Genomic DNA, 25,352 nt, shown 5'->3' on the forward strand with positions numbered 1-25,352 from the left:
ATACTAAACTCCAACCAATGAGAATCCCTTGACATCAGTATTTAGTCCTAGTGACTAACTTGTTCTTGTAATTTGCGTTCAACTTTCATTGCGTCTTTCGCTACAACTATTCTTATCCGCGTCTCTAAAACTTCATTGTCCGATTTTCTCATCCCCACTTGCACCTGATAAGTGGACTATTGAGGCCTTTCATTTTCTAATCGCCACATCAAAAAAGCAGTGATACTCCCCACCAGGAAAGTACCACTGCCATTTTAGTTAAAACACAACTTCATTTTCGGCCTGACCAGTTTCGATCAGTTGTTTATTGTTGTTTAACGCGTATTGGACCATGTTTTTCACGGCCGTCTTGGTGTAGAAGGCAATGTGCGGCGTAACCAGCACGTTTTCGCGCTTCATCAGGTTCTTCAACCGTTCGTCCGGAATGGCGTCAAAGCTGCCGAAGTCCGTGTTGAAAATACCAACTTCGTCCTCGTAGACGTCTAACGCCGCCCCGGCAACCTTGCCGCTGTCCAGTGCGCGAATCAGGGCGTCCGTGTCGATCAGCGCGCCCCGAGCCGGATTCAAGATCCACACGTGATCCTTCATCTTCGCAAAGGCCTCATCGTTGAGCATCTTGTTATTGTCCTTGGTTGCTGGTGCGTGTAAGGAGATCACGTCGGCTTGAGCGTACAGGTCATCCAGCGTATCCACGTAGATGCCCTGCTTCTCCAACTCTGGATTGTGGAAGACATCGTAGGCAATCACCTTAGCCCCGAAGCCTTGGTAGATTTTCATTGCCGCGCGACCAATTCGACCCGTGGCAACGACCCCGACCGTCATCTTGTTCAGTTCATCCGCGATGTCCGGTGCCCAGGTCAGGTCCCCGTTGGCTTGCTTCCGGTCAAACGTTGGCGTCCGCCGCAGCAATCGCATCAGTTGGGTCACGGTCAGTTCGGCAATGGCCTCTGGCGAGTAGGCCGGCACGTTGGTGACCTTGAAGCCGTTCCGTTTGACCGCATCCGCATCCACGTTATCGACCCCCACGTTACGCAGGGAAAGGTTAGTGATCCCATTTTCAGCCAAGCGGTCGAGAACGGCCGCCGTGTACGGTTTCTGTTGATAAACGACAGCGCCATCGTATCCCTTTGCCAGGTCAACGGTCTGGTCGTCTAAGAGTTCCTTAACGGCCTTGACCTCGATACCTTGTTGCTGTGACCACTGTTCTAAGTAAGGCTGTTCATCGTCTCGAATTCCATAGGCAATAATTTTCACAATAAGCTCCTCCTTAGGGTGCTGAACTATCTTAGTTGGTTATACGGATTGAGTGTACCATAGACGTCAGTGTTTGCTTAGTCAAATGCTTACCCAGTTATGGAGATACCCCGTTCAGCTAAGAAAGCAAGCTTCTTTGCTCGACTTTGGTGTTTGAAGGCCCATTCGGCGTGCAAGGCATCGTGTTTACTGGTAAATGCCTCGCTGTACAGGACTTTCAGCGGGCGGTGGACCTTGGTATACTTGGCGCCCTTACCCGCAAGATGGGTGGCAAATCGTTTGGCCACATCGGTCGTGAACCCGCCGTATAGCGACTGGTCCGCACAGAGCAACACGTAGAAATAGTAGGCCTTAGTGTTCGCCATAGAGTAACGCCCCCACTTCGGCCGAATACTCCCCGTTTTCATCGTAAACGACTAACGGTGCTGGGAAACGTAGACCCCCGGGCTTGCCATCCTTGATGGCCTCGACCAAGACCATATTGGCCTCCTTGCCCGGCTTGGGGTGGACCAACCGGACACGTTTAGGCGCTAACCGGTTCGCCGTCATCAACTCTAACAGCTGCAACAGGCGGTCCGGTCGGTGGACAAAGTAGGCCTTCCCGTTCATTTTGAGAAGACCACTCGTTGTGGCCACGATGGTCGCGAGATCCGTTGTGATTTCATGACGGGCAATCGCCAGATAGGGATTCGGGTTCTTCTGGCTCTGCGGCAGATCGGCAAAATACGGTGGATTGCAGGTGACCACGTCCACGGAATCCTTGGGAATCCACTGATTGACCGTTGCCAAGTCTCCCTCATAAACGGTCAGTTGATCTTCCAAGCCGTTCAGCGCGACACTTCGCCGGGCCATATCTGCCAGCCGGGGTTGGAGCTCGACCTCGGCAATTTTTCCTCTAGTCTGATGACTCATGAACAGGCCGACCGCTCCATTACCCGCACACAGATCGACCGTTTGACTAGTCGCGCGCAGTGGTAATTTCGCAAAATTAGCAAGCAATACGGCATCTAATGAAAATGCGAACACCTCTGGGCTTTGAATGATTTGGATATCTTGACTGTACAATTGATCGATGCGTTCGCCGGGTCTTAATGTCGTCACAATCACCACTTCCTTTTCAAATATTTTTCAGATAACTTGCAACCGCGCCGCTTTTTTTGCATACTGGATTAAATACCAACGTTGCGAGAGGAGTGCGACACATGTTTTATTCATTTCTACGTGGCTTGATCCGGGCCATCTTATTTCTGGTCAACGGCCGCGCCACTTACTTACACCGTGAAGACTTACCGGACGGACCTTACGTCTTGGTGGGACCTCACCGGACGTGGTTTGATCCTGTCTACTTTGCGTTAGCCGCAAGTCCCAGAAAGTTTAGCTTCATGGCAAAAGAAGAGTTGTTCCAGAACCCCATTTTCCGATGGCTGCTCTACCATGTCAATGGTTTTTCGGTAAATCGCGACCATCCGGGACCATCCGCAATCAAAACACCCGTCCGAATCCTACGCCAAGGCGACCTGTCACTGATCATGTTTCCATCTGGCTCACGGCACTCCGCCGAGCTCAAGGGTGGCGCCGCCGTCATTGCCAAAATGGCCGGTGTCCCCTTAGTTCCCGCCGTTTACCAAGGTCCGCTGACGTTCAAACGCCTATTTTCGCACAAAAAAGTCACCGTGGCCTTTGGAACGCCGATCACCATCGACCGTAAGCTAAAGCTCAACGAAGAGGGCCAAGCGCAAATCGAAAAACAGATGCAAGCCGCGTTCGACAAACTCGACAAGGAAATCGATCCGAATTTCCATTACATCGACGTCACCGGCAAAAAAGACTAATCTCAGCTTAACCTATAAGAAAGGCCTCACCGATTACCCCCAATTTAGGGATTAACCGATGAGGCTTTTTTGACTTCGGATGTTAAGAAACGTATGAGCTAACTGCCAAGTTTATCATGGGAGTACTACCAAAAAGATAATTTGATAGCTCCTCACAACTAACAACCACAGAAAAAATTGTCAACTCCTAACATATTCAGCCGCTGAACTCGGCGCCACCGCCGCCAGAAAGCTCAGTCAGAGCCGGAGGCAGCCAGGGATGCAGCCGCAGTGCGGCCACTTCAACACAATCTAACTAATCTTCATGTGCCGCGTTCTGCAGCTGGATCATGTCGTAGTAGTAGCCGTGTTGGGCCATCAGCTCATCGTTCGTCCCACGTTCAACGATTTTTCCCTGGTTCAAGACCAGAATCAAATCGGCGTTTTGAATCGTGGAGAGTCGGTGGGCAATGGCAATGGTCGTCCGGTTCTCTTGAATCCGGTCCAACCCGTTTTGAATCATCGTTTCGGTTTCGGTGTCCACGTTGGCCGTGGCTTCATCGAGAATCAGGATCTTCGGATCGGTCACCACTGTCCGGGCAAATGTAATCAACTGCCGTTGACCAGCAGAGTATTCCGTCCCCCGTTCCAATACGGGTGTCGCGTAGCCCTTCGGCAACCGTTCGATGAATTCATCGGCTTGAACAAAGTGCGCCGCCTGTTGGACCTGATCATCCGAAATGGTCGGGTTGAACATCCGAATATTAGTTTGGATATCCCCGTAAAAGAGCTGCGGTTCCTGCAGGACTAAGCCCATCTTTGACCGGAGTTCTTCGGCGGGGTACTCCCGAATGTCGCGACCATCGATCAAGACTTCACCGGACTGAAATTCGTAGAATCGCATCAGCACGTTGATGGTCGACGTCTTCCCGGATCCCGTTTGGCCCACTAAAGCCACCGTTTGACCGGGTTCGGCAACGAACGACACATCCTTTAACACCGGATGCTCCTGGTCGTAAGCAAACGTCACGTGTCGGAATTCAACTTTTCCTTCCGTGATTTTCGCATCCGCCACTGGGTGTTGAGCTGGCGCGAGCGTTTGGTCGTCAACGACCTTTAACACCCGTGACCCGGCAACCATCCCGTTTTGGAAGTCACTCAGACTATCCATCATGTTGCTCATGGGGCTGTAGAAATTGTTGAGGTAGGTAATGAACGCGTAAATCACCCCGGCAGCCACAACCTCGTGTAACCCGCGAATCCCGAAAATGCTCAGGACAATGACTGTTCCTAACGCATAAAACAAGTTAATGATGGGACTCAACAGTAAGGAGTTCGTCCGAATCATGGCCTTACGCGTATCGTAATAGGCCTCGTTGGTCTTTTCAAAGTTCGTCGCCGTCCGTTTTTCTTGCCGGAATTCCTGAATCACACTGATTCCCGTAATGGCTTCGGCAAGTTTTGTATTCAGCTCACTCAAGCGTTCCCGCATTCGGCGATAGACCTTGGAACTATAGTGCTGGTAATACCAAATGGTAATCGCCAGAAATGGCACCAACACCAGCGTCCACAGCGCCACCGTCATATCGGTCACGGCCATCGCAATGAACGACGAGATGACCGCAAAGATCGCCAGCATTAACGTATTTAGTAAAGCCCAGAAGTTGGAGAACGTCATGGTATCGTTCATCAACCGTGAGAGAATCGAGCCACCCGGCGTTTGGTCGAAGTAGCGCATCCCTTTTTTATGAAGCTGACTGAATAATTTACGCCGGACATTTTCGAGCATGTACTCGGCGCCCATGGTACTCGTATAGTTCTGCCAGAATTGCATGATGGCCCGCGTCAGCATCCCCAGGAAGTACAGGCCGGCGAACATCCACATGATGGCAATGGTCGCGTTGCTGGTCCGCAGATAATGGTCCATGTACATTTGAAGTAGCCACGGTAAGAAGACGTTGACCGCACTGATGGTGGCCGAGAGAATGACCGACACGATGAAGAACCATTTGTAAGGCGCAGCGAACTTAAACAGTCGCCCGATCACCGTCATCTGTTCCTTGGTGGTCATGCTATGGGCCCACGCTGATTCGTAAGGCTTATCTGCCATTATTGAACGCCTCCCTTCACTTGTGTTTCCAGCTGTTGCTGGTTAAACATCCGTTGATACCACCCGTGGGCAGCCATCAACTCGTCATGCGTCCCGCGTTCGACCACTTGGCCGTCGTCCAGCACGATGATCTCATCGGCATTCATGACGGAACTCAACCGGTGAGCGGAAATAATGGTCGTCTTGTTGGCTCGTTCGGCTTTCAAGTTCGCCAGAATTTCGGCTTCCGTTTCGGCATCGACCGCGGATAACGCATCATCCAAAATCAGTAATTCCGGATTGATCAATAGCGCTCTGGCAATCGCCAACCGTTGCCGTTGACCCCCAGACAGTGAAATTCCTTCTTCACCGACCTGCGTGTCATAACCAGCGGGTAAACTATCAATCTGCCCAGCGAGGTCACTCTTGGCCGCGGCCGTCTCGACCTCTTCCTTCGTTGCCTCGGGACGCGCAAAGCGAATATTTTCAAAAATATTAGTTGAGAACAGGAAACTTTCTTGCGGAACGTAACCAATAGCTGGCAAGTAGCTGTCCAGCGCATAGTCCTTAATGTTGTGCCCGCCAAAGACGATGTCGCCATCGTAATTGTCGAATTCCCGCAGAATCAATTTCATAATCGTTGATTTTCCGGCACCGACCCGCCCCACGATTCCCAGTGTGTGTCCGGCTGGCAAGGTAAAGTCGATTCGTTTAAGACTGGCGCCGGCATCATCTGGATAATCGAACTGAGACACGTGATAGTCCAGCGTCCCCTGTGGCCGTTCGGTAATTCCATTCGTCTGGTCAATGATGTGCGTCTTCTGTTCCAAGAGCTCCATGACCCGATCATAGCTGGCATTCCCACGTTCCATGGTGTTAAAGAGCATCCCCACGGCAAACATCGGCCACACCATCATCGCCAAATAGCTAATGAAGGAAACCAGGTTCCCAATTGTAATCACGTTGTGGACCACAAAGAGCCCACCCAAGACGATGGTTGCCACATAGGAAATAGAAATGATCAACGTGATCGATGGGTCAAACAGCGAATCCAAGCGGTTGACCCGCCGGTTGATGTTGATGGTTCGATCCACCTGTGAATCGAAGTCCGCCACGTCGGCATCATCCTGGCCGAGAGCTTTGATGACCTTGATGCCGCTAATGCTTTCCTGGGCCTTGTTGTTCAGTCGAGAAAAGGCCGCTTGGGACTCACCAAAGGCCCGGTGAATCTTTTGTCCCAAATACCAGGAAATAACGGCTAGGAATGGAAACGGAATAATTGCCAGCAACGTCAACCGCCAATCGATCAACGTCATCATGGCAATCAGCGTGGTCCCACCGGTAATAATGGCATCCGCAAACTGCAAGATCCCGCCACCGGCAACCCGTTGAACGGCTTCCAAGTCGTTAGTTGCGTGCGCCATCAAGTCACCCGTCCGGTACTTCTGGTAGAAGACCCGATCCATACGCATGAAGTGGTTAAATAACCGGTTCCGTAACAATTGTTCCAGGTGGGCTGCCCCGCCCCAGATGGCATTCCGCCAAATATAACGCGTGCCATATTGAGCCAGCGCAGCGAACGTAATCAAACCGAGATCAATGAGTAATAAGCGCCCGGTCATTGATTGCCCGTGAATGCCGTCCACCATGTTACCAATGATCCGCGGGGGAATAATGGCAATTAGGGCTGTTAACAATAAGCCAATGATTCCAGTCAGGTATCGCCGCCATTCGAGTCGGAAATACCACGACAATTTGTGAAAGATACTCACGAACACCCCTCCTAAAATTAGAATATGATTAAAATATAACACAGACTTTTTAATTTTACCGAAATTTAAATAAAATGCAACTAAAAAAACTCGCTTCCAAGAAAACTGGAAGCGAGTCTGAAAAAACCAAGACGATTATTTCTTACGTGGTGAGGACGCGTTTTGTTGCATGGCGTTCATCATTTGATGTAATTTCCGTTGGGATGGCTTTTGCCCCATCTGCAACATCATCGCACGTAATTGGTCTTCGTTAATTGGCGGATTGTCTTTCAGGTATTTCTCCATGTACTTGCGTGCGCCATAAAAGCCACCGGCCGCACAAGCTAAGCCGACAACGATGACGATTAAGATCCAGATCCAAGTTGCCAAGACGATTTCCCCTCCTTCATTGAAGTCATTCATTTAACAATTCTACACAAATTTAAGACAAATTAAAAGCGCGAATCCCGGAAAAAGACGCGCTTCCGTAATTAATTGTCACGCAACCCCTTTTTCCGTTGAATTTCGCGGACCTTTTCGGGGGTAACTTCTTTCCCGTTTTTGTCGTAAACCTGTAGCATTTCAACCTGACTCTTGAAGCTTTCACGGAACAACTTCAGATATTGCTTCCGCAAATGATCCCGTTCTGCGGTCTCATCATCGGTTAAGCCTTCTGCTTTGGCCTTGTGGGCCAGTTCATTGATTCTTGCTAATAGGGTGTCCATTGTTGGTTCTGCCATGAACGATCCTCCTTTAAAGTATTTAATTGTGTTCGTTGCCGGCACGGTCACGTCGGCCCGCATGACACTGCGGATTGTCAGCCGATTCCCCCGACCGACAACAACCGGGGAATTCTCCCCGTTTTCAAGTCACAGTCCATCATATCAGGGTTATTTTCAGAATTCAACTCATTTACCCGAACATCTGTTTGAAAATGACGGCAACCTATGCTACACTAAGTCTAAACTATACTACGAATGACGAACGAGGTGGCAAAAAATATGAGCAAAGCTTCTGAAAGTAAACAAATCGCCGTTCTTCGCTTCATTTGGGAACGGGTCAATGAAAAAGGGTATCCGCCAACTGTCCGCGAAATCGGCGAGGCCGTTGCCCTATCCTCAACTTCTACGGTTCACGGTCACATCGCCCGCCTGACCAAGAAAGGCTTGCTGACTAAGGACCCCACCAAGCCCCGCGCATTGGAGATCACACCGGCCGGCTTGGAAGAATTAGGCGTCCACGAAAAACAAACGCAGATTCCTGTTCTGGGCACCGTTACCGCTGGTGAACCAATCTTAGCCGTTCAGGAAGCCACGGACTACTTCCCCGTTCCTCCTGAATTCGATCACGATGAAGATGACCTCTTCATGTTGACGATTCGTGGCGAAAGTATGATCAACATTGGTATCTTGAATGGTGATCAGGTCATTGTACGTCGGCAACAATCCGCCGATAACGGTGATATTGTTATCGCGATGACTGAAGAGAATGAGGCCACGTGCAAACGATTCTTCAAGGAAGCCGACCATTTCCGTCTGCAACCCGAGAACGACACTATGGCACCAATCATCTTGAACCACGTTAGCATCTTAGGTAAGGTCGTTGGCCTATTCCGCGACGATGTTCACTAATCACTGAAAACGAATGAGGGACCGGGAAATTTTCCCCGGCCCCTCTTTTTGCTAGTTTGACTTAAATAACTTTACCGTGATAATGACTTTCAGGAAGCGTGCTGAAATCGTACGCTGCCAAGGCCTCGGCCTCGCGTAGATAAGCGTGCAGGCCTTCGGCAATCATCAGGTTTAGAATGGTATCCTTTTCGTGAAGGATCACGACGGGTTTCTTCAGATGGAAGGCGTACCCAATTTCAAAGGCTGTCCCGGAATCCACTTGGTCGTCTACAAAGTCCACCAAGGCAACCACCACGTCGGCCTGTTCAATCTCGTGGATATCCATTTGGAAGGTTTGCGTGGCCCATTCAGGCGTGCCGACAGTCAAGCCGGGAATCTCGCCTAACCGGGGGCTGAAAACATTGTCAACCCGCGGATTAGCGGCTAAGGCCTTTTCTACGCGTTCAATTCGGGAAATCTGTTCATCATCAAAAAACGGTCCTGCTAGGTAAACGTTGGTCACACTAATCTCCTCATTTCTGTGCATTGTCCGTAGCCGCCAAAATCCATAAGCTTGCGATCTAACGGGATGACTTTATTATACTGGAAAGCTTAACTTTTTACGACATATTTTTAATTAATATTCGGTTATAAAATGATAATTTAAGCGTTTTCACCCTAATCTGACCTAATGTTCGACTATTTCAGTAACCGATTGTCACCGATTTATTCTATAACTAATTCATGCTATACTAATGAAAACAAGTTTGGCCCTTTTAGATTGGTCAAAAAAATTCGTAACATCTACCCATGGGGAGGGACATCTATGGTTCTTGGCTTTGCCATTATCTGTGGCTTAATTACCATCATTGCCATTTTTTCATTAACACTTGCGATTCAACGACACGAGTCTAAGGTTGGCCCGGGGCTAGTCCTGGCGATTGCCCTACTCCTAACCGGCATCTCTGTCTGGAAGTTACCCTATTGGTCACACGAATCAGCAGCGCCAGCCACCAGTCATACCGTGAAGAAGGCCAAGTTAACGTCACAATCTGGTCAGGCCTTTGGTTCTAGCACGACGACCACCAATCGCCGCAGTACCGAAAAGAAGATTCAGCAGCAATTACAAGAATCGCTGAACAAGATGGGCACGGTCACCTTCGACCACCAGTCAAAGACCTACGTGGTTACCGTGACTGACACGAACCTCAAGAAAACGATTGCGGCCCTGAAACAAGACCCCAGTCAAGCAAAGAAGGCGAAGTGGCCCCAATTCACCAATGGCTTCGCCAAGACCAGTGCGTCTTTGAAGAAATCACTGGGGAACGGCTACACCTTCAAGATTAGGGTCGGTAATCAGGCCCCCGTGTTGATTTTTAAGGATGGCTACATCATCAAAAATAGTTTCGAATAGTGTCAGTGAGCTTAGGCGGATAATGTCTAGGCTTTTTTCTTTGCAACGACACAGTTGACCTTCGCCATGATCTACAGACTAAAATAAACGCCAATTTCCAATGCTCTGGTCACAATTAATTGTAATTGCTAACAAAAACAGTGTTGAAAATTTCACCTTGTTTGTTCCCTGCTTATGCTTACAGAAATCACCAGCATCAGCCAGCAAGGCGACAGGCATGACACCAAGCATTTAAATGGTCGCAATAATATCAAAGTGATATCATTAAGCTATCATCAGGAGGCAAGGATTATGGCAAAAGACAAACAAAAACGTTTTTTACTGCGAATGGACGACAGCCTGTTCGAACGCCTATCTAACGCTGCTGACGCCGATGGCCGGAGCATCAACGCCTACATCGTTAAGTTACTCTCTCAGGCAGCACCGCATGGGACTTGGGAGCAGCGCCAGTTGATTGGTCGCTCTCTGTCCGGTAAGGAGCTCGACACCAAGTCCGGTCTCGTGTTAGTTGCTGGAATTTACTATCGGTACCTTCTCGAATCGCCTGAGAAGCCCGATCCCACCGCCAGCTATACCATCACGGAGAGTAACGGCAATATTTTAACACTCAAGAAAATCTAGGGGGAATCGGAATGCTCGGAATTAGAATCGTTCGTCAAAATAATGAAGGCTTAGTTGAAACGTTGGGGAAATACAAGCGCAGCGTCACTTCCGGGATTCATTTCTACCTGCCACTGATTCAAAAGATTCGTACGGTCAGCTTGGCCATGACGCCGCTGGCCCTACCTAATTATTCCGTGATCACGAAGGACAACGCCGACGTCTCGGCTAGTCTGACGCTAAACTACCACGTCACCAACTCTGTCAAATACCAATACGAAAACACGGACTCCGTGGAATCCATGGCCCAACTGGTTCGGGGCCATCTGCGAGACATCATTGGCCGGATGGATTTAAACGAAGCCTTGGGCTCAACCGCCAAGATCAACCAGGAGTTGGCCACGGCCATCGGCGATCTGACCGACACCTATGGCATCAACGTTGACCGGACCAACATCGACGAATTGACGCCTTCCAAGGCCATTCAGTCCGCCATGGACAAGCAATTGACCGCCGACCGCGAGCGTATCGCCACCATCGCCCAGGCCGAAGGTGAAGCCAAGTCCATTGAACTGACAACGAAAGCGAAGAACGATGCCTTGATGGCCACAGCGACCGCCGAAGCCACCGCCACTCGTACACGGGCCGATGCCGAAAAATACCGTATCGACACCGTCAACTCAAGTTTAGGCAACGCCCAACCAGGGTTCTTCGAGAACCAATCGATCACGGCCTTCAGCGACCTCGCCAAGTCTCCCGCCAATGTCGTTGTGGTCCCAAACGACCACATTGCCGACCTCGGCCAAATTCCGGCAATCGGTGCCGCACTGAAAAGTGGTTTGGCAACACCACCCAAGTCGCATCCTAAGGCCTAGCATTAAAAAAAGGTGTCCGAATTTCCTTTACGGAGATCCAGACACCTTTTATTTATTGTTTGCGGTATTGTCGCTGTTCGTGTTGCCGACCTGCTAGGTAGTAGGTCGCCGTCTCTTCACCCACTGCGAGCTGCACATCGCGGCTATCGTTACTGAGTTGGCTGGCATAAACTTGCTCATACTCCGCCACGGAGACCCGTTGCCGGTCTGCAAGTTGCTTAGCTAACTTTTCTTCGTCAAAGCCATCACGATAGTTCGGCTGCAAGACCCCGCTGAAGAACTCACCTTCCGCGCCGGATCCGTAACTAAAGAACCCGATGCGATTGTTGGCGGCTAATTGTCCATGCCGCAGTAATGACAAGAAGCTCAGGTAAAGTGAGCCGGTATACAAGTTGCCCACGTTGCGATTGTCCTCTTGACTGGCTTCAAAAGCCGCGGTCAAGCTGGCCTGTTGTTCGGGTGTGGCTTCCGGTAAAATCTGCCGGAGCCCCTTCCGCCCCATTTTAGTAAATGGCAGGTGGAAGGCAAACGCCGCAAAGTCGGCGATCGTCCGTTCCGTCTGCTGCTGATAATCTGCCCAGACCGTCTTAAAGAAATCCAGGTAAACGTTGGTCGAATATTTACCATCAACTAAGGCCTCCGTCCGGTAAGTCGGCCGCCAGAAGTCCATGACGTCTTCTGTGTGGTAACTGCTGACATCGTCCAACGCCAAAATAGTCGGATCGGCGGTGACCAACATGGCAACGGCCCCGCCACCCTGTGTGACCTCGCCAGCCGTGCGTAAGCCATAACGGGCAATGTCCGCGCCAATGACCAACACTTTGGCCTGCGGGTGGACCCGCACATAGTCGGCTGCCAATTGTAGTCCAGCCGTGGCCCCGTAACAAGCCTGCTTCAACTCAATGGCCCGCGTGTTTTGTGGCAGGTCCAACAGGTGGGCCAGATAAACGGCCGTTGCCTTGGAGTTATCGATTCCCGATTCGGTGCCGAACAATACCATCCCAATTTCTGATTTAAGGGCTGGTGTCAAAAATTGTTCTGCCGCATTGGCCGCCATCGTGACCACGTCTTGCGTTGGTGGAATCACGGCCTGTTTGGACTGGCCAATGCCAATCAAGTATTTATTCGGATCTTCCCCACGTGCGGTGGCAAGCTCCGCCATATCGACATACATTCCGGGGGTGTAAAACCCAATCTTATCAATTCCTACTACCGTCATGACCTAATTCCTCCTGTACGTTTCCCGTTAAAATTCTACGCTAACCATACCATTTTAGGCCGATAGCTAGCAAATCTTATTGACTTGTATTATACAAATGTCGCCATTAAAAAAGGAGGAGACGTGCTGTCTCTTCCCTTTTTGCTAATTACAACTCGCCCTCTTGTAGCTGTTTCAGGGTGGTCTTTAACTTCTGTTGGACGGCTGGGTCAACCGTTGGGTAAGCCGGATTCAAATCTTGTAGCCGCTTGACCAAAATATTGGAAACAATCAATCGCGCCACGCCCTTATCGTCTGCCGGAATCAAGTACCACGGCTGTTTCTTGGTCGCAGTATTTTCCAACATCTGGGTGTAGGCCTGTTGATAGTCCTGCCAGAAAGCCCGCTCCTGCATATCACTTGGGGAGAACTTCCAGTTTTTGCTAGGCACCTCGATTCGCCGCTCGAACCGATGCGTTTGCTCCTCGCGTGACAGATGGAGGAAGAACTTAATGGTAATGAAGCCTTGATGTCGTAAGTATTTTTCAAAATGGCGAAGATCATGGTACCGCTTGTCGAAAAAGGCATCGTCGACATCATCAAGGGTGTTCACGCCAGGCAGATTCTGACTCAATAGCATTTCCGGATGTACGCGACTGATCAGGACGTCCTCATACTGGGACCGGTTGAAAATACGAATCTGGCCCCGCTGCGGTAAGGCTTGATTGATTCGCCAGAGGAAATCATGGTCCAACTGCAGATGCGTTGGCTGTTTAAAGCTCACGACACTAGTTCCGGACGGATTCAGACCGCTAAAGACGTGGCGAATCAGACCATCTTTCCCAGCAGTATCCATCCCTTGCAGAATAATAATGATGCCATTTTGCCGTTGAGAATACAATTTTGCCTGCAAATCGCTCAGGGTCGCAACGTTTGCCTCTAATGCGGTCGTAATGACGGCCTGCTCTGGAACACGACTGACCCGTGTCGCCAGTTGGCTTAGATCAACGGGTGACTCCCCCGTGTAACGATAACTGCTTTCAGTACTCATGCGCATCATCTCCTATGCCTTAAAGATAGCACGCTTTTTCTCCCTCGTCCCTTGATTTATCAAAAAAATTTAAGGGATTTGAATTTCCCGTAGCAAAATCTTAGCGTTCCCTCCGATTGCTTGCTATACTGAGGATGTAACCACTTACGAAGTTGACGAAGGAGTTTCGAAAGATGAAGAAAATTACCGCTTATTTCGTGCGTCATGGTCAAACGATGTTGAACCACTATAACAAGGTTCAAGGCTGGATCGACTCACCTCTAACCGAAAAGGGTCGTGCCGATGCTAAACGTGCCGGTGAACAACTTAAGAACATTCCGTTTGCCGCTGCTTACAGTAGTGACTCCGGTCGGGCCATTGAAACCGCCAGCATTGCCCTTCACGAAAATCCAGAAAACATGAATATCGTGTCCTATCAGTACCCCGAATTCCGGGAACAGTGCCACGGTTATTTTGAAGGTAACGACTTAAACCAGATGTGGCAATTCGTTGGGGCACAGGTCAAACTGACCTCGGAGTCCGACGTGCTCAAGACGTACGGCCTGGAAAAGGCCCGCGACTTGATCCACCAAGCCGACCTCTATGGTGAAGCTGAAAGCAATGATATGTTCTGGGAACGTCTCGACCGCGGATTCAACAAGCTACGCGACAATTCCAAGGATGGCGACCAGGTGCTAGTTGTCTCCCACGGGATGACGATTCGCTCCATCGTTGACCGCTATGCGCCCGAACTGGATGAAGGCATTGCCACCATCAATGGGAGTATCACCAAGCTCGAAATCACCGATGATGACATCCACGTCGACTTCTTCAATAAAATTGATTTTCAATCTTAATCACTTAAGGAGGAAGCCATTATGAAGAATATTCATCGCTCCGCTTCAAACCGAGTCTTCGCTGGGGTCATTGGCGGCCTAGCCGAACACTTTGACTGGAACGTGGGAATTGCCCGTGTGCTGTTCGTCGTGCTTGCGATTACACCTGCCTTCCCCGGGATCATTGCCTACTTGATTCTATGGATGATTATGGGCGATCCTGCTTAATCCCGTTCATGAACACCAATCGATAAATCCGATTGGTGTTTTTTTAATAATTTAATTGACGTTAGAAACCGTTTAATCTACAATTTAAGGTAGCAACTTGTTATGCATTGAACAACAGGTCCTTGATTTACGATTTACCCAAAAATCACAAGGAGGTTTCACTCATGGCAAATTCAGAAAAGACTTTAGTATTGGTAAAACCCGATGGGGTCGCAGAGGGTCACATTGGCGAAATTATTTCACGGTTTGAAAGTAAGCGCTATCAAATTACGGCTTTAAAGGTGCTAAACGCAACTTCAGCCCAATTAGATCAACATTACAGGTACCAAGCAGAGATGCCATACTACGAGGAAATCAAGACGTACATGATGGAAGGCCCACTGGTTGCCATCATCGTCAGTGGAACGGACGTCGTTAAGGCCGTCCACAACCTCGCGGGCAAGACGCATCCAAACGATGCCCAACCTGGTACCATCCGGGGCGACTTCGCGCATGACTATCCAGATGGCATTCTCCGCAACATCGTGCACACCTCAGATAGCAGAGAAAACGCGCACCACGAAATTGCGATTTGGTTCCCAGAACTGGCGGTAGCCGCTCACCAAAAGGTCCCCGCTACGGCTAAGAAGTAAACAACTTGTAAATAATGAACCACCAGTCGAATTTGGCTGGTGGTTTTTTGATGGAATTTGCTATAATCAAACTAAAGGTGGTGAACGCACATGAGTTTTCCAGACGATATTTACGAGGCTTCCGCTTACGAATGGCTCAAGCAACAGGATTTGACCGATAAGACCCCTGCTGAAGTTTCTAAGGCCTTAGCAGAAGCAATTAAACAGGCTAAGGGTATTTCGAAGTCTATTGAGAGTCCTTGGGTGAAGTAAGCTTAGGTTGTCGCTTTAGCAGAATATAATTGTCAATATTCCCATCCAACTTTAAGTAGAGTAAAATTACAACTGATATAACTGTTGTAGAATCAAAACTCAATTTTAATAACGTATTTCATAATGAGAACTAAACGTAAATACAACCAAGCTATCCCTCTCTAGTATTCAGAGTTGGTTGGGGGATTGGTTCATTAAGCATCATTCGGCAGTTATAACCAGTTTGACTTATATTTTGGATAACCATTCTTAGGGGGTGATGAAGTGCTACTTTTACTAATGATTCTAATTTGTCTGCTAACTTACAAGTTATTCAGCAATTGGATTTTGTGGCTACTCCCTATAGCAATCATATTCGATCTTGGATTATGGATTCTCCACCATCTGATATTAACAGGTTTAATAATTGCTATTTGCTTCGCACTATATGACAAATTCATCTACCAAACTAAGCATGGCCACAGTATGTTTTACGATAATTCGAAGGATAGCAAACCGCATCACACAGAATCTTAGACAAAATAAATAGGCGATATTTTTTTGGCAATTATTGTTGCGCTCAACAAAAAATACGAATTATAGATTCAATTTTTATTTCTACATTGCGACGATAACGATGTCACGCCATTGATCACGAATTTTTTTACCGTCGACAACATAATCCAAGACCTCTTTGGAATCACCACTCTTAAAATCATGTTCAAATTCACCGTTATTCTTTGAGATAAGCAGTGATCCCTTAGGCCATCCTATATACCATTCAGTATTATTAATCTTAATTTGAATATCCATATGAATTTCAATTTCGAGTCGCAATTGCTCTAGTGCCTGAAGCCTATCAGAATACGGATCAATATTGTCCAGTTCCATCAATATTCATCATCCCTTCTGCATATCGGCAACGCTTAAACCCATCTAAACTATTCTGAATTATTTCAATTTACGATGTTTACGTGTGGCTAACGTACCAAGTTATTCTTCATCCTCTTCAAGATAATAGGCCTTATCGTACAAGTTCTGTAATCGTACGCCTATAGGTGTCAAATTCTCTTGCTCCTTGTCCATCCCCAAAGTTGCTTCCATATCATTTAAAATTGCCATAAAAGAATCAAATGATTCAAAGTCTTTAAAGTGCACGCGGACAGACTCGCCTTGAATTTTCACCCATTCTGCATCAATTAACGCCTCTTTATCAAGCCGATTCAATAGGTCGTAATCGTCTCGTGTAATAGGTAATGTAAACATTTACTTTTCCCCCTTAAAATGAATCCGATTGGCTTGAACAAGAATACCAAGTTTACCAATCTATTGAATAACCTCATAAACAACATTTAAGCAATTTACGCGCAAGATATGCGCAAACTGTTTTGAATTTCACCCTATTTTCTAGCAGATTCTGAAAAAAAAGGAACCACGTTAAGTTACTCTAACGGGATTCCTGTTCTATCGTTCCTACGAGGTCTAATCTAATAAGGAGAGTACAGGATTTGAACCTGCGCGCCGGTATTAGCCGGTTCGACGGATTTCGAGTCCGTTGCATTACCACTCTGCCAACTCTCCAAGTCATTACTCTATATATTCTACCAATAATGACTATAAATGCAAGGCCTGAATAAATTAAATAATCCGCTGCACCAAATCTTCTGGCCGAAACGGGTCGATCCAGATGGGCTGACTGTCCATCAACGCCAGTGGCATCATGTTTGTACTATCCAATTTGGCGGCCAAAACTTGCTTGTCTTCTTTGCGGGCCATTAAAATTTCCCAATCGGTCCACTCCGATTGCCACGTTCCGCGACTAATCACGATCAAAATTTGGTGCGATTGCTTAATTTCTCGATGGATTTCTCGACGCAGGCGTCCTGACTGTCGGCCATTGAACTTAACTGGTGGCTGCTGCTCATGGAAACTGATAGTTGGAAACTCCCACTCCCGCTGTGCCCACTCCTGGAGTTGAACCTGAAACGAATGAGCCAGCGGGTCGGCAGACTGGTAACTGATAAAAAGATCGCTCATGGGTCAAACTCCTCTCTAATTTAAGTTAGCCCTAGTGTAGACTCTTAATAAGACAAAGCCATTACAAATAGATTTATTTCTTATGAATACTATATAACCATACTAATATAGGCAAAAAAACAACGACTGGTTACTCTCTATTATCTGCCCAGTCACCGACTAATAGCCCTGTTTCACTCTACGAAAGTCCCGTTTGTTAGTTTCAAAATCGGTTCATTCTCTGAGAGCCACTAAGATAGTTGCAAGCTCATTCTGTAATCGGTTACACTAATGTTAGTATAATCCTAAAGAAGGTCAGACACACATGGATTTTATCGACTTAACCCCCATTGCATTACGGCATACGCCTTTAGGTACTCGTCAGCAGGCCCCCAAACTTCACGACTGGCAACTTGACTGGGACGCACTCTCTGCCCTCATCCGCGACAACCATGACGTTATTGCGGTCGTTCAAGCGGGACTCGCCGAAGATTGGCTCAATACGCAAGGCACCATTTGGGACGACCAGCTTGGCTATTACCGCTATCCTAACGACAATCGCGAGCCCGACGACGCCGTCTTTTGGGCCGCCTCGACATGGGCCACACCGGCCATCCTCGTTACCTTTCACAACGAATTGACCAAATCATTTGCCTGTTACAAAAACGGACGAGATCCTGACTTTCACTATCTCGGTCACCGTCCCTAGATTACTTGCTCATACCAACTAATTTTTCTATGAATGAAGGAAGGTCACTATCTTGCGCATCATTTTACTGGCAATCATCGCCGTCGCTTTGATGATTGCCCTCTACAGCTATTACCTTTCACGTAAGGGACAATAGCGAGACAGGGCCTGGGGCAAAGTCTCAGGTCCTTATTGTGTGCCAATTATACATGGTCGAAACGTGTGCCAAAAGGTAGTCAACTCCGCTTAACCCCGATAGACAACTAATCCAAGACCAGGATTATTCGTCTATCGACGTTAATGCTCATTGACTAATCGCCTTTTGTCACACTCTTTTTATCCATAGGCATATTGATTGCACATCAGACTAAATTCAGGCATAATTCAATTATTAACTAATCAATATTATTAGTTAATAATTATGGGGGTGTTACCATGGACGTTAATGATTCCACCGGTGCCTCTCACTTTTTTCAGATTCACATTGTCCGTCCCTGACGGCTCAGTCCGCTTGAGTCGCCCGCCACCACTATGGATTCTATTGCTGGTCGACCATCCTCGGTGAGGGCCCTCATCCCCACTGCCTCGACCACGCGCATTTAACCTGATTTATCCCCCCGAAAACACGTACAGCTTAATTGTCTGAAACAGAGTGATCCCGGTCACTCTGTTTTTTTGTGCCCTTTTCAAAACGCAACTTGGCAGTCTATAATGAAGTATTGACTTATTTAGGAGGATTTTCTTTTGACCGACACACAGCCTCACCGTCAGTGGTTTCTCTTTAGCATGATGATGATCGCCGCCAACTTACGGCTGCCCATCACCTTCATTCCCCCACTATTGACGCACATCGAAAAAACATTTGCCCTATCCAGCTCCATGGCGGGCCTGCTCACGTCGATTCCGCTCATCACCTTTGCCATTTTTTCACCGATCATTGTGCGGTTAGCCCAACATTGGGGAAATGAATTAACCGTTTTTCTGCTCTTCTTCCTGCTGATTGTCGGTAGCTACCTGCGGGTCATCCCCTCCGTACCAGCCCTGTTCGTTGGGACCTTTCTCATCGGCATCGGAATCGACAGCGGCAACGTCCTTGTGCCCGCACTGATCAAGGACCACATGGCGAACAATTTGCGGCTCGGTACTAGCCTGTACACGCTGTCCATGCTGCTTATTGGTGCGCTGGGGACGGCACTGGCCGGCCTGCTGATCTCCCACATCAGTCTCGGCGCGACCATGAGCATTCTCTCCATTCCGAGCGTTCTGGCCTTACTGACGTGGCTACCCAATTTGAAATTGAAACGACAAACCGGACGGACTGCCCAGAAGGCCCCCGTTCCCCATTACCAAAGTGTCTGGCATCAATCGTTAGGGTGGCTGATCACCCTTTTCTTCGGCCTGCAGTCGCTCGTGTACTACGCACTGATTACCTGGATGCCCAGCATTCTAATCACCCATGGCGTCTCGACGTTAAGCGCTAGTAATCTGCTCACCTTACTCCAACTGAGTGGGCTCCCACTATCATTTATGGTGCCCTATCTCTTCAGCAAAAAGCATGGCGTCACTATTCTACTGAGTGTAATGACCTTAGGTTACGTTGTGGCGCCGCTGACCTTCATCCTGCCGATCCACTCACTAATTTTCCTAACCATCCTGTGCGTGCTTGCCGGTATGGGCGCCGGGGTTGCCTTTAACCTAGCCGTTCTCTTCTTCACGGAAAAGACGACGAATCCGATTCAAACGGCTGCCATCTCCGGCATGGCCCAGTCGGCAGGCTATCTCCTGGCTGCGGTGGGTCCCATTCTCTTCGGGTACCTCCAACAGTTTATGCACTCCTGGACGCTGGTCATCTGGTTACTGGCCCTATTTGCAGTCGGTCTGACCCTCACCGGTTTCGTGATTCAACACCGCGGAATGATTGCGGAATAACGCGACCACCCGCGCTGTTAAAATATTTGGCATATGGCGGCTTACTAATGCTCCTTTTTCATTGGCTCTGCATACTTCAAAACTTCTCATTCGCTTAGTCGTCCGAGAAATTTTGAAGTATGCAGGCCTTTTTTTACGTACATTTGTGACAAAACTAACCGAGTCCGTTTATTGAACAAATCTTGCCACGCCGACTACCATTTAGAGTAAACTTAATCTAACTCTACTAGAGGTGGTGATCATCATGGTTAACCAGCAATTCAATTTCAAAAAACAATCGCAACGGGATAAACGACGCGCCCATGATATGAAATCGGAACTCTTAGAACGCTACCGCCAACACGAACAACAGCTTCAACCCACGGTTCAGACCAACTCCAAGGACCGTTCCGATGCTAACGCCGCACTGAAAGCTGAAGTTCGGCGCCTACGCCATCAACTACAGCGAGAGCAGAACCACAACCAGGCCCCTGAACTTCGAGAAAAGTTACGCGTTACGCAACGGTCCCAAGAACAATTTAAAAAGGCCAATCGCGCACTAACTCGGCAAAACCAGACGCTCATCAAAGAAAACATTGACCTCACGCAACGTAACCAAACTCTTCAAGCCGACGCCGCGACCAGCCAACGCCAGCTCAACTACGTGCGGACCTATCTCCTTCAAGCTGCCAACCTGTTACATACGGCTGAAACCCGCCTCCAGGCCATTCGTCAGCTTCGGCAACAGCCGCATCCCCAACCATTGTCTCGTGAGCAACGCAAACAACTCGCCCAGCTTCCTGTCGAGAGAGCCCGTGCAAATGCTAGTGAAAAAAAGCAACACGTCCTAAAAAATCAAGTTGCCACCCTCAATCAAACTCTCTCTGCTCACCAGGAAACAATCCATGAGTTGAACCGTAAGATCGATTTTTTACGTAACGACTCATCACAAAATTTGAAATACCGGCTCGATGCGCTATTGAACCCCAACGATTTTCACCAGATTCGCTGGCTCCCCGATTTTGCCGAGCGTTACCGTCAGCTCCGGCTCGATGAATTGGTCATCCGGCAAAGAACGCAGACCTATGGCTACTTCATCAAGGTCAACACCCACTTTGCCTTCAAGACTATTGACGATCAGGTCCTCTCTAATTACGACTTGGCTTACGGCGCTGAACCGCGCTTGGATGTTATCTATGCCGGCGTGTTAACTGGAAATCAGGGCGTACTCCTCACGCAGATGTATCGTGAAGTGACGCCCCATGACCTAACCCGTGACAAGCTTCGCCGGCTACACCAGCGTTCCCACCCCATGAATTTCACCAATTGGTTGCCAGCCGATGGCAAGACCATTTTAGCCGGTAAAAAGATTCTGATTGTGACCTGGCAACAAACGCAGACGTTAAATCAGGCGCTGCGCACATTCGGCGTCTCGCCAATCATCGTGAACAATCACGAAAAGAGTATCCCCTGGATCACGCAACAAGCAACTGGCCAGCAGACGGACCTCACCTTTCTCATGAGCGAAGGTCTGTCCCACGCCGTATTGGAAACGTTAACCAAGAGTCAGATTAACTCACGTCCTGACATCCGGTTGGTCTATCATCAGTCACCCGCCGACATCGTCAATCAGGCCTACCAGTACTTCAAGGACCAGGTACGGCAGGAAACTACCTGAGAAATCGCCTGCTTGCCCAGCTGTTGGAAACAATCGGTTGGACAACCGAAAAAGGTTAGGCCCAAAACCGTTCTCAACGGCCGTCATAAACGTGTCAGCCAGAATATGGTAATTTCACCACCCAAATCAAAAAGCGATTGTCTCCCCATCCGTTTAACGGATACAGGAAACAATCGCTTTATTTTTTAATATTTCATCAAACTAAAGATATCGTAACCCTTCAGCTTGTCGCGGCCGTGTAGCTCGCTCAGTTCGATCAGGAAGGCCGTACCCACAACGATACCGCCCAAGTCCTCAACCAACTGAATCGTGGCGCCAATGGTCCCACCAGTTGCCAATAAATCATCAGTGACCAAGACCTTTTGGCCCGGCTTGATGGCATCCTTGTGCATGTAAAGTGCGGACGTGCCGTACTCCAAGTCATAGGTTGCCTTGACCGTTTCGCGAGGGAGCTTCCCTTGCTTCCGGGCTGGAGCAAACCCAATTCCCATATCATAGGCGACCGGACAGCCAACGATGAAGCCCCGAGCTTCTGGCCCTACGACCATTTCAACACCCATGCCCTTGGCGTACTTGACGATTTCGTCAGTCGCGTCATGGAAGGCTTGGCCGTCAGCCATTAATGGGGAGATGTCTCTGAACATGATTCCCTTTTCAGGATAGTCAGGAACGCTTGCAATGTATTTCGTAAAATCAGTTGCCATAAGTTTAAGTAGCTCCTTTATATTAGTTCAATGGGGCATGCAGACGCTGAATCAACTCTGCGGACGTGCAGAACAGGAGGTCCTGCTCCGTCTGCATCTGTTGTTGTCGTAATTGGTAACTCGGTGCCGCAGAAAGTTCCTTGTGCTCCGGGTGCGCCACACCGTTCATCACCCCATGTTCGATCGTGATAAACCCACTTTCGAAGAAGACCTGGATCATGAAGACTAATTGCGTCCGTGGAATTTGCAAAAAGGTTGCGAGTTGCGTCAGCTGGTGTCCCACATCGACTTGTTGATGTGTAGCAACGAACTTAAACAGTTTAGCATATTGCGCGCGAGTTGGCATCCCTAATTGCGAAAGACTTTCTTTCTTATAGAGATAAGCCGTCACTTTTTGCGGCCGTAATTGCTGTAAAACGGCGGTCAGATCACCGGTCGTATCCGGGCAATCCACGATAAACAGTGGTGTTTCACCGTCTAGTGGCGTTAAGGCTGAGCCATCGTAAACGACCGCCTTTGCCGTTGCGGGCAGTTGCTGAACTAACTGCTGATAAATCTTTTGATGGAAAAAGACGTACGTTCCGGGCTGGCTAAACATGGCCTGATGGAGCTGCATCGTTCTGGCATCCGTGATTGGCTCTTCCGTCAGCCGCAGATCCTTGACCATTAGCTGTAAGGAATGCCGCCCTTGCCAAACGTTGTCTTCGATGGCTCCCAGTACGGCGGCCTGTTCCGGTGCTGCCGTCAACTGTGAGGCGAACTTCCCGGCACCGAACTGAATGGCGTTTAAACTGGATCCGTCTTCTTGAAGTTGGAATTTCAAATGACTGTGGTCCTGACCGATCGTCTTGACCTGAGCCAACGTGGCCGTTTCAAAGGCAAACAGTGGTTGCCCGTTATCCGTCCCAAATGGGGCCAACTTAGCCAATTCTTGATAGAGTTTCGGTGTGACGGCCCCCACTTTAAGCGACGCCGCTACCGGTAATTCGCTAGGACCACTCTCCGTCAACTTCTGGGCGACCGCCTCTTGGTCCATGGCTGTCGCTAAGGCGTCTAATTGGTCCGCTGGTGCCGTTAGCCCAACTGCCATGTGATGACCACCAAAAGCCGTCATTAGGTCCCTGTGACCATCTAAAGCGGTAAATAGGTTAAATGCATCGACGCTACGACCAGACCCCTTGGCGCGACCATCTTCATTGACGTTCAGCACCAGGGTTGGCTTGCCCGTTGCTTCCACGATCTTGCTGGCAACGATTCCCAGCACGCCCTCGTGCCAGTTCTGACCACTAATGATCAGGGTTGGCCGCTCCTTGTGCTGGTCATCCGTGGCTTGCGCTAAAGCGGCCGCACTGATCTGTTGGACCAGTTCCTGTCGTTGCCGATTTTTCTGTTCCGTCTGCTGGGCCAACTCGCTTGCCCGACTATCATCGACGGTCGTCAGCAATTCGACCGCTGGACTAGCATCGTCCAGTCGACCCAGTGCATTTAGCCGGGGGGCAATGCCAAAGCCGATCGACTGTTCGGTAAGCTCTTCCGGCTTGATACCGGCGCCCGCCATTAGCGAACGTAAGCCCGGCCGTTCGTCTTGCTTCAGCAGTTGTAAGCCAAAGTAGACCAACACCCGATTCTCATCGACCAGCGGTACCAGATCGGCAACCGTCCCAATAGCGGCCAAATCCAAGACATCCTGCGGAATTTCCTCACGCAAAGCCTGGGCGACTTTAAACGCCACTCCGGCACCCGACAAGCCCCCGAAAGGATATTCGGCACCTGGATACCGGGGATGGATAATCGCGTACGCAGCGGGCAATTCTTGCGGCAATTCGTGGTGATCCGTGACGACCACGTCCACCCCGGCCTCATTGGCGGCCGCAATGGCTTCGTTACCCGACACCCCGTTATCCACAGTCACAAATAGCTGTGTGCCAGCCGCAATCAATTTCTGAAAGGCAGCCACGTTGGGCCCGTATCCATCACTGAACCGGTTGGGGATATAGTAGTTGACCTTAGCCCCCATCTCGTTCAACGTTTCGTACAGAATGGACGTACTGGTCACCCCATCGGCATCGTAGTCCCCGTAGATCGTAATCTGCTGGTCAGCGCCGATGGCTTCCTCGATGCGGTCCACCCCTTTAGCCATATCATGTAACAGGCTAGGATCGTGTAACTGTTCCGGGCCAGGAGTCAAGAAGGCCGTCACGTCCGCTTCGGTCCGCACGCCTCGATTCCACAGAATCTGGGCCACAATCGGTGAGATACCGACCGCCTGAGCCACTTGCTGGGCCTCGGCTGACGGCTGGTCAACGTTTTTAATATTCCATTGATATTGTGCAGCAATCACCAGCAAACCATCCTCTCTAAAATGATTGAAGAGCGGTACGTCACGCGCCACTCTTCTCCTTCTACATCTATTTAGTTGTTAACTGACTTTGGAGGTCGGCGACTTGCGCCTCCAACTCCTGAATCCGTTTTGCCTGTTGGCCAACTTCTTGTTTCGTATTTGAATTCTGTAGCCGTTTCGTCAATCGGTCGATTTCCGCATTGCGTTTCTGCAACTGCTCATCGGTGGTCTTTTCCAGTTCCTTATAGGCCTGATTGTGCCGAAAGGTCGTGATCGTTGAAAATAAGATCATGAGGACGGCCCCAATTAAAATGGAGACCAGTAACAGTAAGATCAACGGCCAGCGGACCGTCGTAAAGCCAAACGAAACTGGCACACTTTCCACGTTTAAGATGGCAAAGACCGCCACCACGATGACTAACAACAGGGTAACCACAATTCGCCATTGATTTTTCATG

Annotated in this window: 28 protein-coding genes and 1 tRNA gene; 12 read left to right on the forward strand and 17 right to left on the reverse strand. The window is 49.1% G+C overall.

Going from position 1 to position 25,352, the window contains the following annotated elements:
* Positions 1-258 precede the first annotated feature (258 nt).
* The 3 genes from JUF10_RS08830 to JUF10_RS08840 all read right to left on the reverse strand — a co-directional run bounded on the left by JUF10_RS08830 (position 259) and on the right by JUF10_RS08840 (position 2,361).
* Complete coding sequence (locus tag JUF10_RS08830) at positions 259-1,254, reverse strand: D-2-hydroxyacid dehydrogenase (RefSeq protein ID WP_203641823.1); 996 nt, start codon at positions 1,252-1,254, stop codon at positions 259-261.
* Positions 1,255-1,343: 89 nt separating this feature from the next.
* Positions 1,344-1,619, reverse strand: coding sequence for a GIY-YIG nuclease family protein (locus JUF10_RS08835; RefSeq protein ID WP_203641824.1), 276 nt, complete (start codon positions 1,617-1,619; stop codon positions 1,344-1,346).
* Positions 1,606-2,361: a tRNA1(Val) (adenine(37)-N6)-methyltransferase gene (locus JUF10_RS08840; RefSeq protein WP_373301319.1), complete on the reverse strand. Its 756-nt coding sequence runs from the start codon at positions 2,359-2,361 to the stop codon at positions 1,606-1,608. The genes JUF10_RS08835 and JUF10_RS08840 overlap by 14 nt, the downstream gene beginning before the upstream one ends.
* A 95-nt stretch (positions 2,362-2,456) precedes the next feature.
* On the opposite strand from JUF10_RS08840, the gene JUF10_RS08845 reads away from it, so the two are divergent.
* Positions 2,457-3,086: a lysophospholipid acyltransferase family protein gene (locus JUF10_RS08845; RefSeq protein WP_203641826.1), complete on the forward strand. Its 630-nt coding sequence runs from the start codon at positions 2,457-2,459 to the stop codon at positions 3,084-3,086.
* Between the two features lie 295 nt (positions 3,087-3,381).
* On the opposite strand, the gene JUF10_RS08850 is transcribed toward JUF10_RS08845, so the two are convergent.
* The 4 genes from JUF10_RS08850 to JUF10_RS08865 all read right to left on the reverse strand — a co-directional run bounded on the left by JUF10_RS08850 (position 3,382) and on the right by JUF10_RS08865 (position 7,645).
* Complete coding sequence (locus JUF10_RS08850) at positions 3,382-5,175, reverse strand: ABC transporter ATP-binding protein (protein WP_203641827.1); 1,794 nt, start codon at positions 5,173-5,175, stop codon at positions 3,382-3,384.
* Positions 5,175-6,926: an ABC transporter ATP-binding protein gene (locus JUF10_RS08855; RefSeq protein WP_203641828.1), complete on the reverse strand. Its 1,752-nt coding sequence runs from the start codon at positions 6,924-6,926 to the stop codon at positions 5,175-5,177. The genes JUF10_RS08850 and JUF10_RS08855 overlap by 1 nt, the downstream gene beginning before the upstream one ends.
* Before the next feature lie 135 nt (positions 6,927-7,061).
* Positions 7,062-7,295 (reverse strand): YneF family protein, encoded by a 234-nt coding sequence (locus JUF10_RS08860; RefSeq protein ID WP_203641829.1) that lies wholly within the window; start codon positions 7,293-7,295, stop codon positions 7,062-7,064.
* Between the two features lie 101 nt (positions 7,296-7,396).
* Positions 7,397-7,645, reverse strand: coding sequence for a DUF896 domain-containing protein (locus JUF10_RS08865; protein WP_203641830.1), 249 nt, complete (start codon positions 7,643-7,645; stop codon positions 7,397-7,399).
* A 261-nt stretch (positions 7,646-7,906) separates the two neighbouring features.
* Here JUF10_RS08865 and lexA point away from each other — a divergent pair, with 261 nt between their 5' ends.
* Positions 7,907-8,536 carry a transcriptional repressor LexA gene (gene lexA, locus JUF10_RS08870; protein WP_125685715.1) on the forward strand — a complete coding sequence of 210 codons (630 nt, stop codon included), beginning with the start codon at positions 7,907-7,909 and terminating at the stop codon, positions 8,534-8,536.
* A 61-nt stretch (positions 8,537-8,597) separates the two neighbouring features.
* Here the strand turns inward: lexA and JUF10_RS08875 are convergent, their stop codons facing one another.
* Positions 8,598-9,038 (reverse strand): nucleoside 2-deoxyribosyltransferase, encoded by a 441-nt coding sequence (locus tag JUF10_RS08875; protein WP_203641831.1) that lies wholly within the window; start codon positions 9,036-9,038, stop codon positions 8,598-8,600.
* A 303-nt stretch (positions 9,039-9,341) separates the two neighbouring features.
* On the opposite strand from JUF10_RS08875, the gene JUF10_RS08880 reads away from it, so the two are divergent.
* The 3 genes from JUF10_RS08880 (at position 9,342) to JUF10_RS08890 (ending at position 11,404) form a co-directional block, all read left to right on the forward strand.
* Positions 9,342-9,929, forward strand: a complete 588-nt coding sequence (locus JUF10_RS08880) for a hypothetical protein (protein ID WP_203641832.1) — start codon at positions 9,342-9,344, stop codon at positions 9,927-9,929.
* A gap of 291 nt (positions 9,930-10,220) precedes the next feature.
* On the forward strand, positions 10,221-10,550 hold the full coding sequence (locus JUF10_RS08885; protein ID WP_203641833.1) for a toxin-antitoxin system HicB family antitoxin: 330 nt from the start codon (positions 10,221-10,223) through the stop codon (positions 10,548-10,550).
* An 11-nt stretch (positions 10,551-10,561) separates the two neighbouring features.
* Positions 10,562-11,404, forward strand: coding sequence for an SPFH domain-containing protein (locus JUF10_RS08890; RefSeq protein WP_203641834.1), 843 nt, complete (start codon positions 10,562-10,564; stop codon positions 11,402-11,404).
* A 52-nt stretch (positions 11,405-11,456) separates the two neighbouring features.
* Here the strand turns inward: JUF10_RS08890 and JUF10_RS08895 are convergent, their stop codons facing one another.
* Both JUF10_RS08895 and JUF10_RS08900 read right to left on the reverse strand, forming a co-directional pair.
* The gene (locus tag JUF10_RS08895) at positions 11,457-12,623 is read right to left on the reverse strand and encodes a hydroxymethylglutaryl-CoA synthase (protein WP_203641835.1); all 1,167 of its coding nucleotides are present in this window, start codon (positions 12,621-12,623) and stop codon (positions 11,457-11,459) included.
* Positions 12,624-12,771: 148 nt separating this feature from the next.
* Positions 12,772-13,653 (reverse strand): PPK2 family polyphosphate kinase, encoded by an 882-nt coding sequence (locus JUF10_RS08900; protein ID WP_203641836.1) that lies wholly within the window; start codon positions 13,651-13,653, stop codon positions 12,772-12,774.
* 173 nt (positions 13,654-13,826) lie between these two features.
* Between JUF10_RS08900 and JUF10_RS08905 the strand changes: the two genes are divergently transcribed.
* The 4 genes from JUF10_RS08905 to JUF10_RS08920 all read left to right on the forward strand — a co-directional run bounded on the left by JUF10_RS08905 (position 13,827) and on the right by JUF10_RS08920 (position 15,580).
* Positions 13,827-14,489, forward strand: coding sequence for a histidine phosphatase family protein (locus JUF10_RS08905; protein ID WP_203641837.1), 663 nt, complete (start codon positions 13,827-13,829; stop codon positions 14,487-14,489).
* 21 nt (positions 14,490-14,510) lie between these two features.
* Positions 14,511-14,696 (forward strand): PspC domain-containing protein, encoded by a 186-nt coding sequence (locus JUF10_RS08910; RefSeq protein WP_203641838.1) that lies wholly within the window; start codon positions 14,511-14,513, stop codon positions 14,694-14,696.
* Positions 14,697-14,860: 164 nt separating this feature from the next.
* A complete protein-coding gene (ndk, locus tag JUF10_RS08915; RefSeq protein ID WP_203641839.1) occupies positions 14,861-15,328 on the forward strand; it encodes a nucleoside-diphosphate kinase in 468 nt (155 codons plus the stop codon).
* A gap of 90 nt (positions 15,329-15,418) precedes the next feature.
* A complete protein-coding gene (locus JUF10_RS08920; protein WP_203641840.1) occupies positions 15,419-15,580 on the forward strand; it encodes a hypothetical protein in 162 nt (53 codons plus the stop codon).
* A 597-nt stretch (positions 15,581-16,177) separates the two neighbouring features.
* On the opposite strand, the gene JUF10_RS08925 is transcribed toward JUF10_RS08920, so the two are convergent.
* From JUF10_RS08925 to JUF10_RS08940, 4 genes are all read right to left on the reverse strand, one after another.
* Complete coding sequence (locus JUF10_RS08925; RefSeq protein ID WP_236008196.1) at positions 16,178-16,450, reverse strand: hypothetical protein; 273 nt, start codon at positions 16,448-16,450, stop codon at positions 16,178-16,180.
* 102 nt (positions 16,451-16,552) lie between these two features.
* Positions 16,553-16,825 (reverse strand): hypothetical protein, encoded by a 273-nt coding sequence (locus tag JUF10_RS08930; protein ID WP_203641841.1) that lies wholly within the window; start codon positions 16,823-16,825, stop codon positions 16,553-16,555.
* A gap of 227 nt (positions 16,826-17,052) precedes the next feature.
* Positions 17,053-17,140 (reverse strand) — tRNA-Ser (locus JUF10_RS08935).
* A 57-nt stretch (positions 17,141-17,197) separates the two neighbouring features.
* Positions 17,198-17,596, reverse strand: a complete 399-nt coding sequence (locus tag JUF10_RS08940; RefSeq protein WP_203641842.1) for a TIR domain-containing protein — start codon at positions 17,594-17,596, stop codon at positions 17,198-17,200.
* Positions 17,597-17,900: 304 nt separating this feature from the next.
* Between JUF10_RS08940 and JUF10_RS08945 the strand changes: the two genes are divergently transcribed.
* The 3 genes from JUF10_RS08945 (at position 17,901) to JUF10_RS08955 (ending at position 21,849) form a co-directional block, all read left to right on the forward strand.
* Complete coding sequence (locus tag JUF10_RS08945; protein WP_203641843.1) at positions 17,901-18,284, forward strand: hypothetical protein; 384 nt, start codon at positions 17,901-17,903, stop codon at positions 18,282-18,284.
* A gap of 723 nt (positions 18,285-19,007) precedes the next feature.
* Complete coding sequence (locus tag JUF10_RS08950) at positions 19,008-20,192, forward strand: MFS transporter (RefSeq protein ID WP_236008197.1); 1,185 nt, start codon at positions 19,008-19,010, stop codon at positions 20,190-20,192.
* A gap of 244 nt (positions 20,193-20,436) precedes the next feature.
* Positions 20,437-21,849, forward strand: a complete 1,413-nt coding sequence (locus JUF10_RS08955; protein WP_203641844.1) for a coiled-coil domain-containing protein — start codon at positions 20,437-20,439, stop codon at positions 21,847-21,849.
* 185 nt (positions 21,850-22,034) lie between these two features.
* On the opposite strand, the gene JUF10_RS08960 is transcribed toward JUF10_RS08955, so the two are convergent.
* From JUF10_RS08960 to JUF10_RS08970, 3 genes are all read right to left on the reverse strand, one after another.
* Positions 22,035-22,553: an adenine phosphoribosyltransferase gene (locus JUF10_RS08960; RefSeq protein ID WP_203641845.1), complete on the reverse strand. Its 519-nt coding sequence runs from the start codon at positions 22,551-22,553 to the stop codon at positions 22,035-22,037.
* A 22-nt stretch (positions 22,554-22,575) separates the two neighbouring features.
* Positions 22,576-24,894 carry a single-stranded-DNA-specific exonuclease RecJ gene (gene recJ / locus JUF10_RS08965; RefSeq protein ID WP_203641846.1) on the reverse strand — a complete coding sequence of 773 codons (2,319 nt, stop codon included), beginning with the start codon at positions 24,892-24,894 and terminating at the stop codon, positions 22,576-22,578.
* A gap of 67 nt (positions 24,895-24,961) precedes the next feature.
* Positions 24,962-25,351, reverse strand: coding sequence for a lipopolysaccharide assembly protein LapA domain-containing protein (locus JUF10_RS08970; protein ID WP_203641847.1), 390 nt, complete (start codon positions 25,349-25,351; stop codon positions 24,962-24,964).
* Position 25,352: the final 1 nt, after the last annotated feature.

The sequence above is a fragment of the Levilactobacillus andaensis genome, assembly GCF_016861695.1.
Taxonomy (GTDB): Bacteria; Bacillota; Bacilli; order Lactobacillales; family Lactobacillaceae; genus Levilactobacillus; species Levilactobacillus andaensis.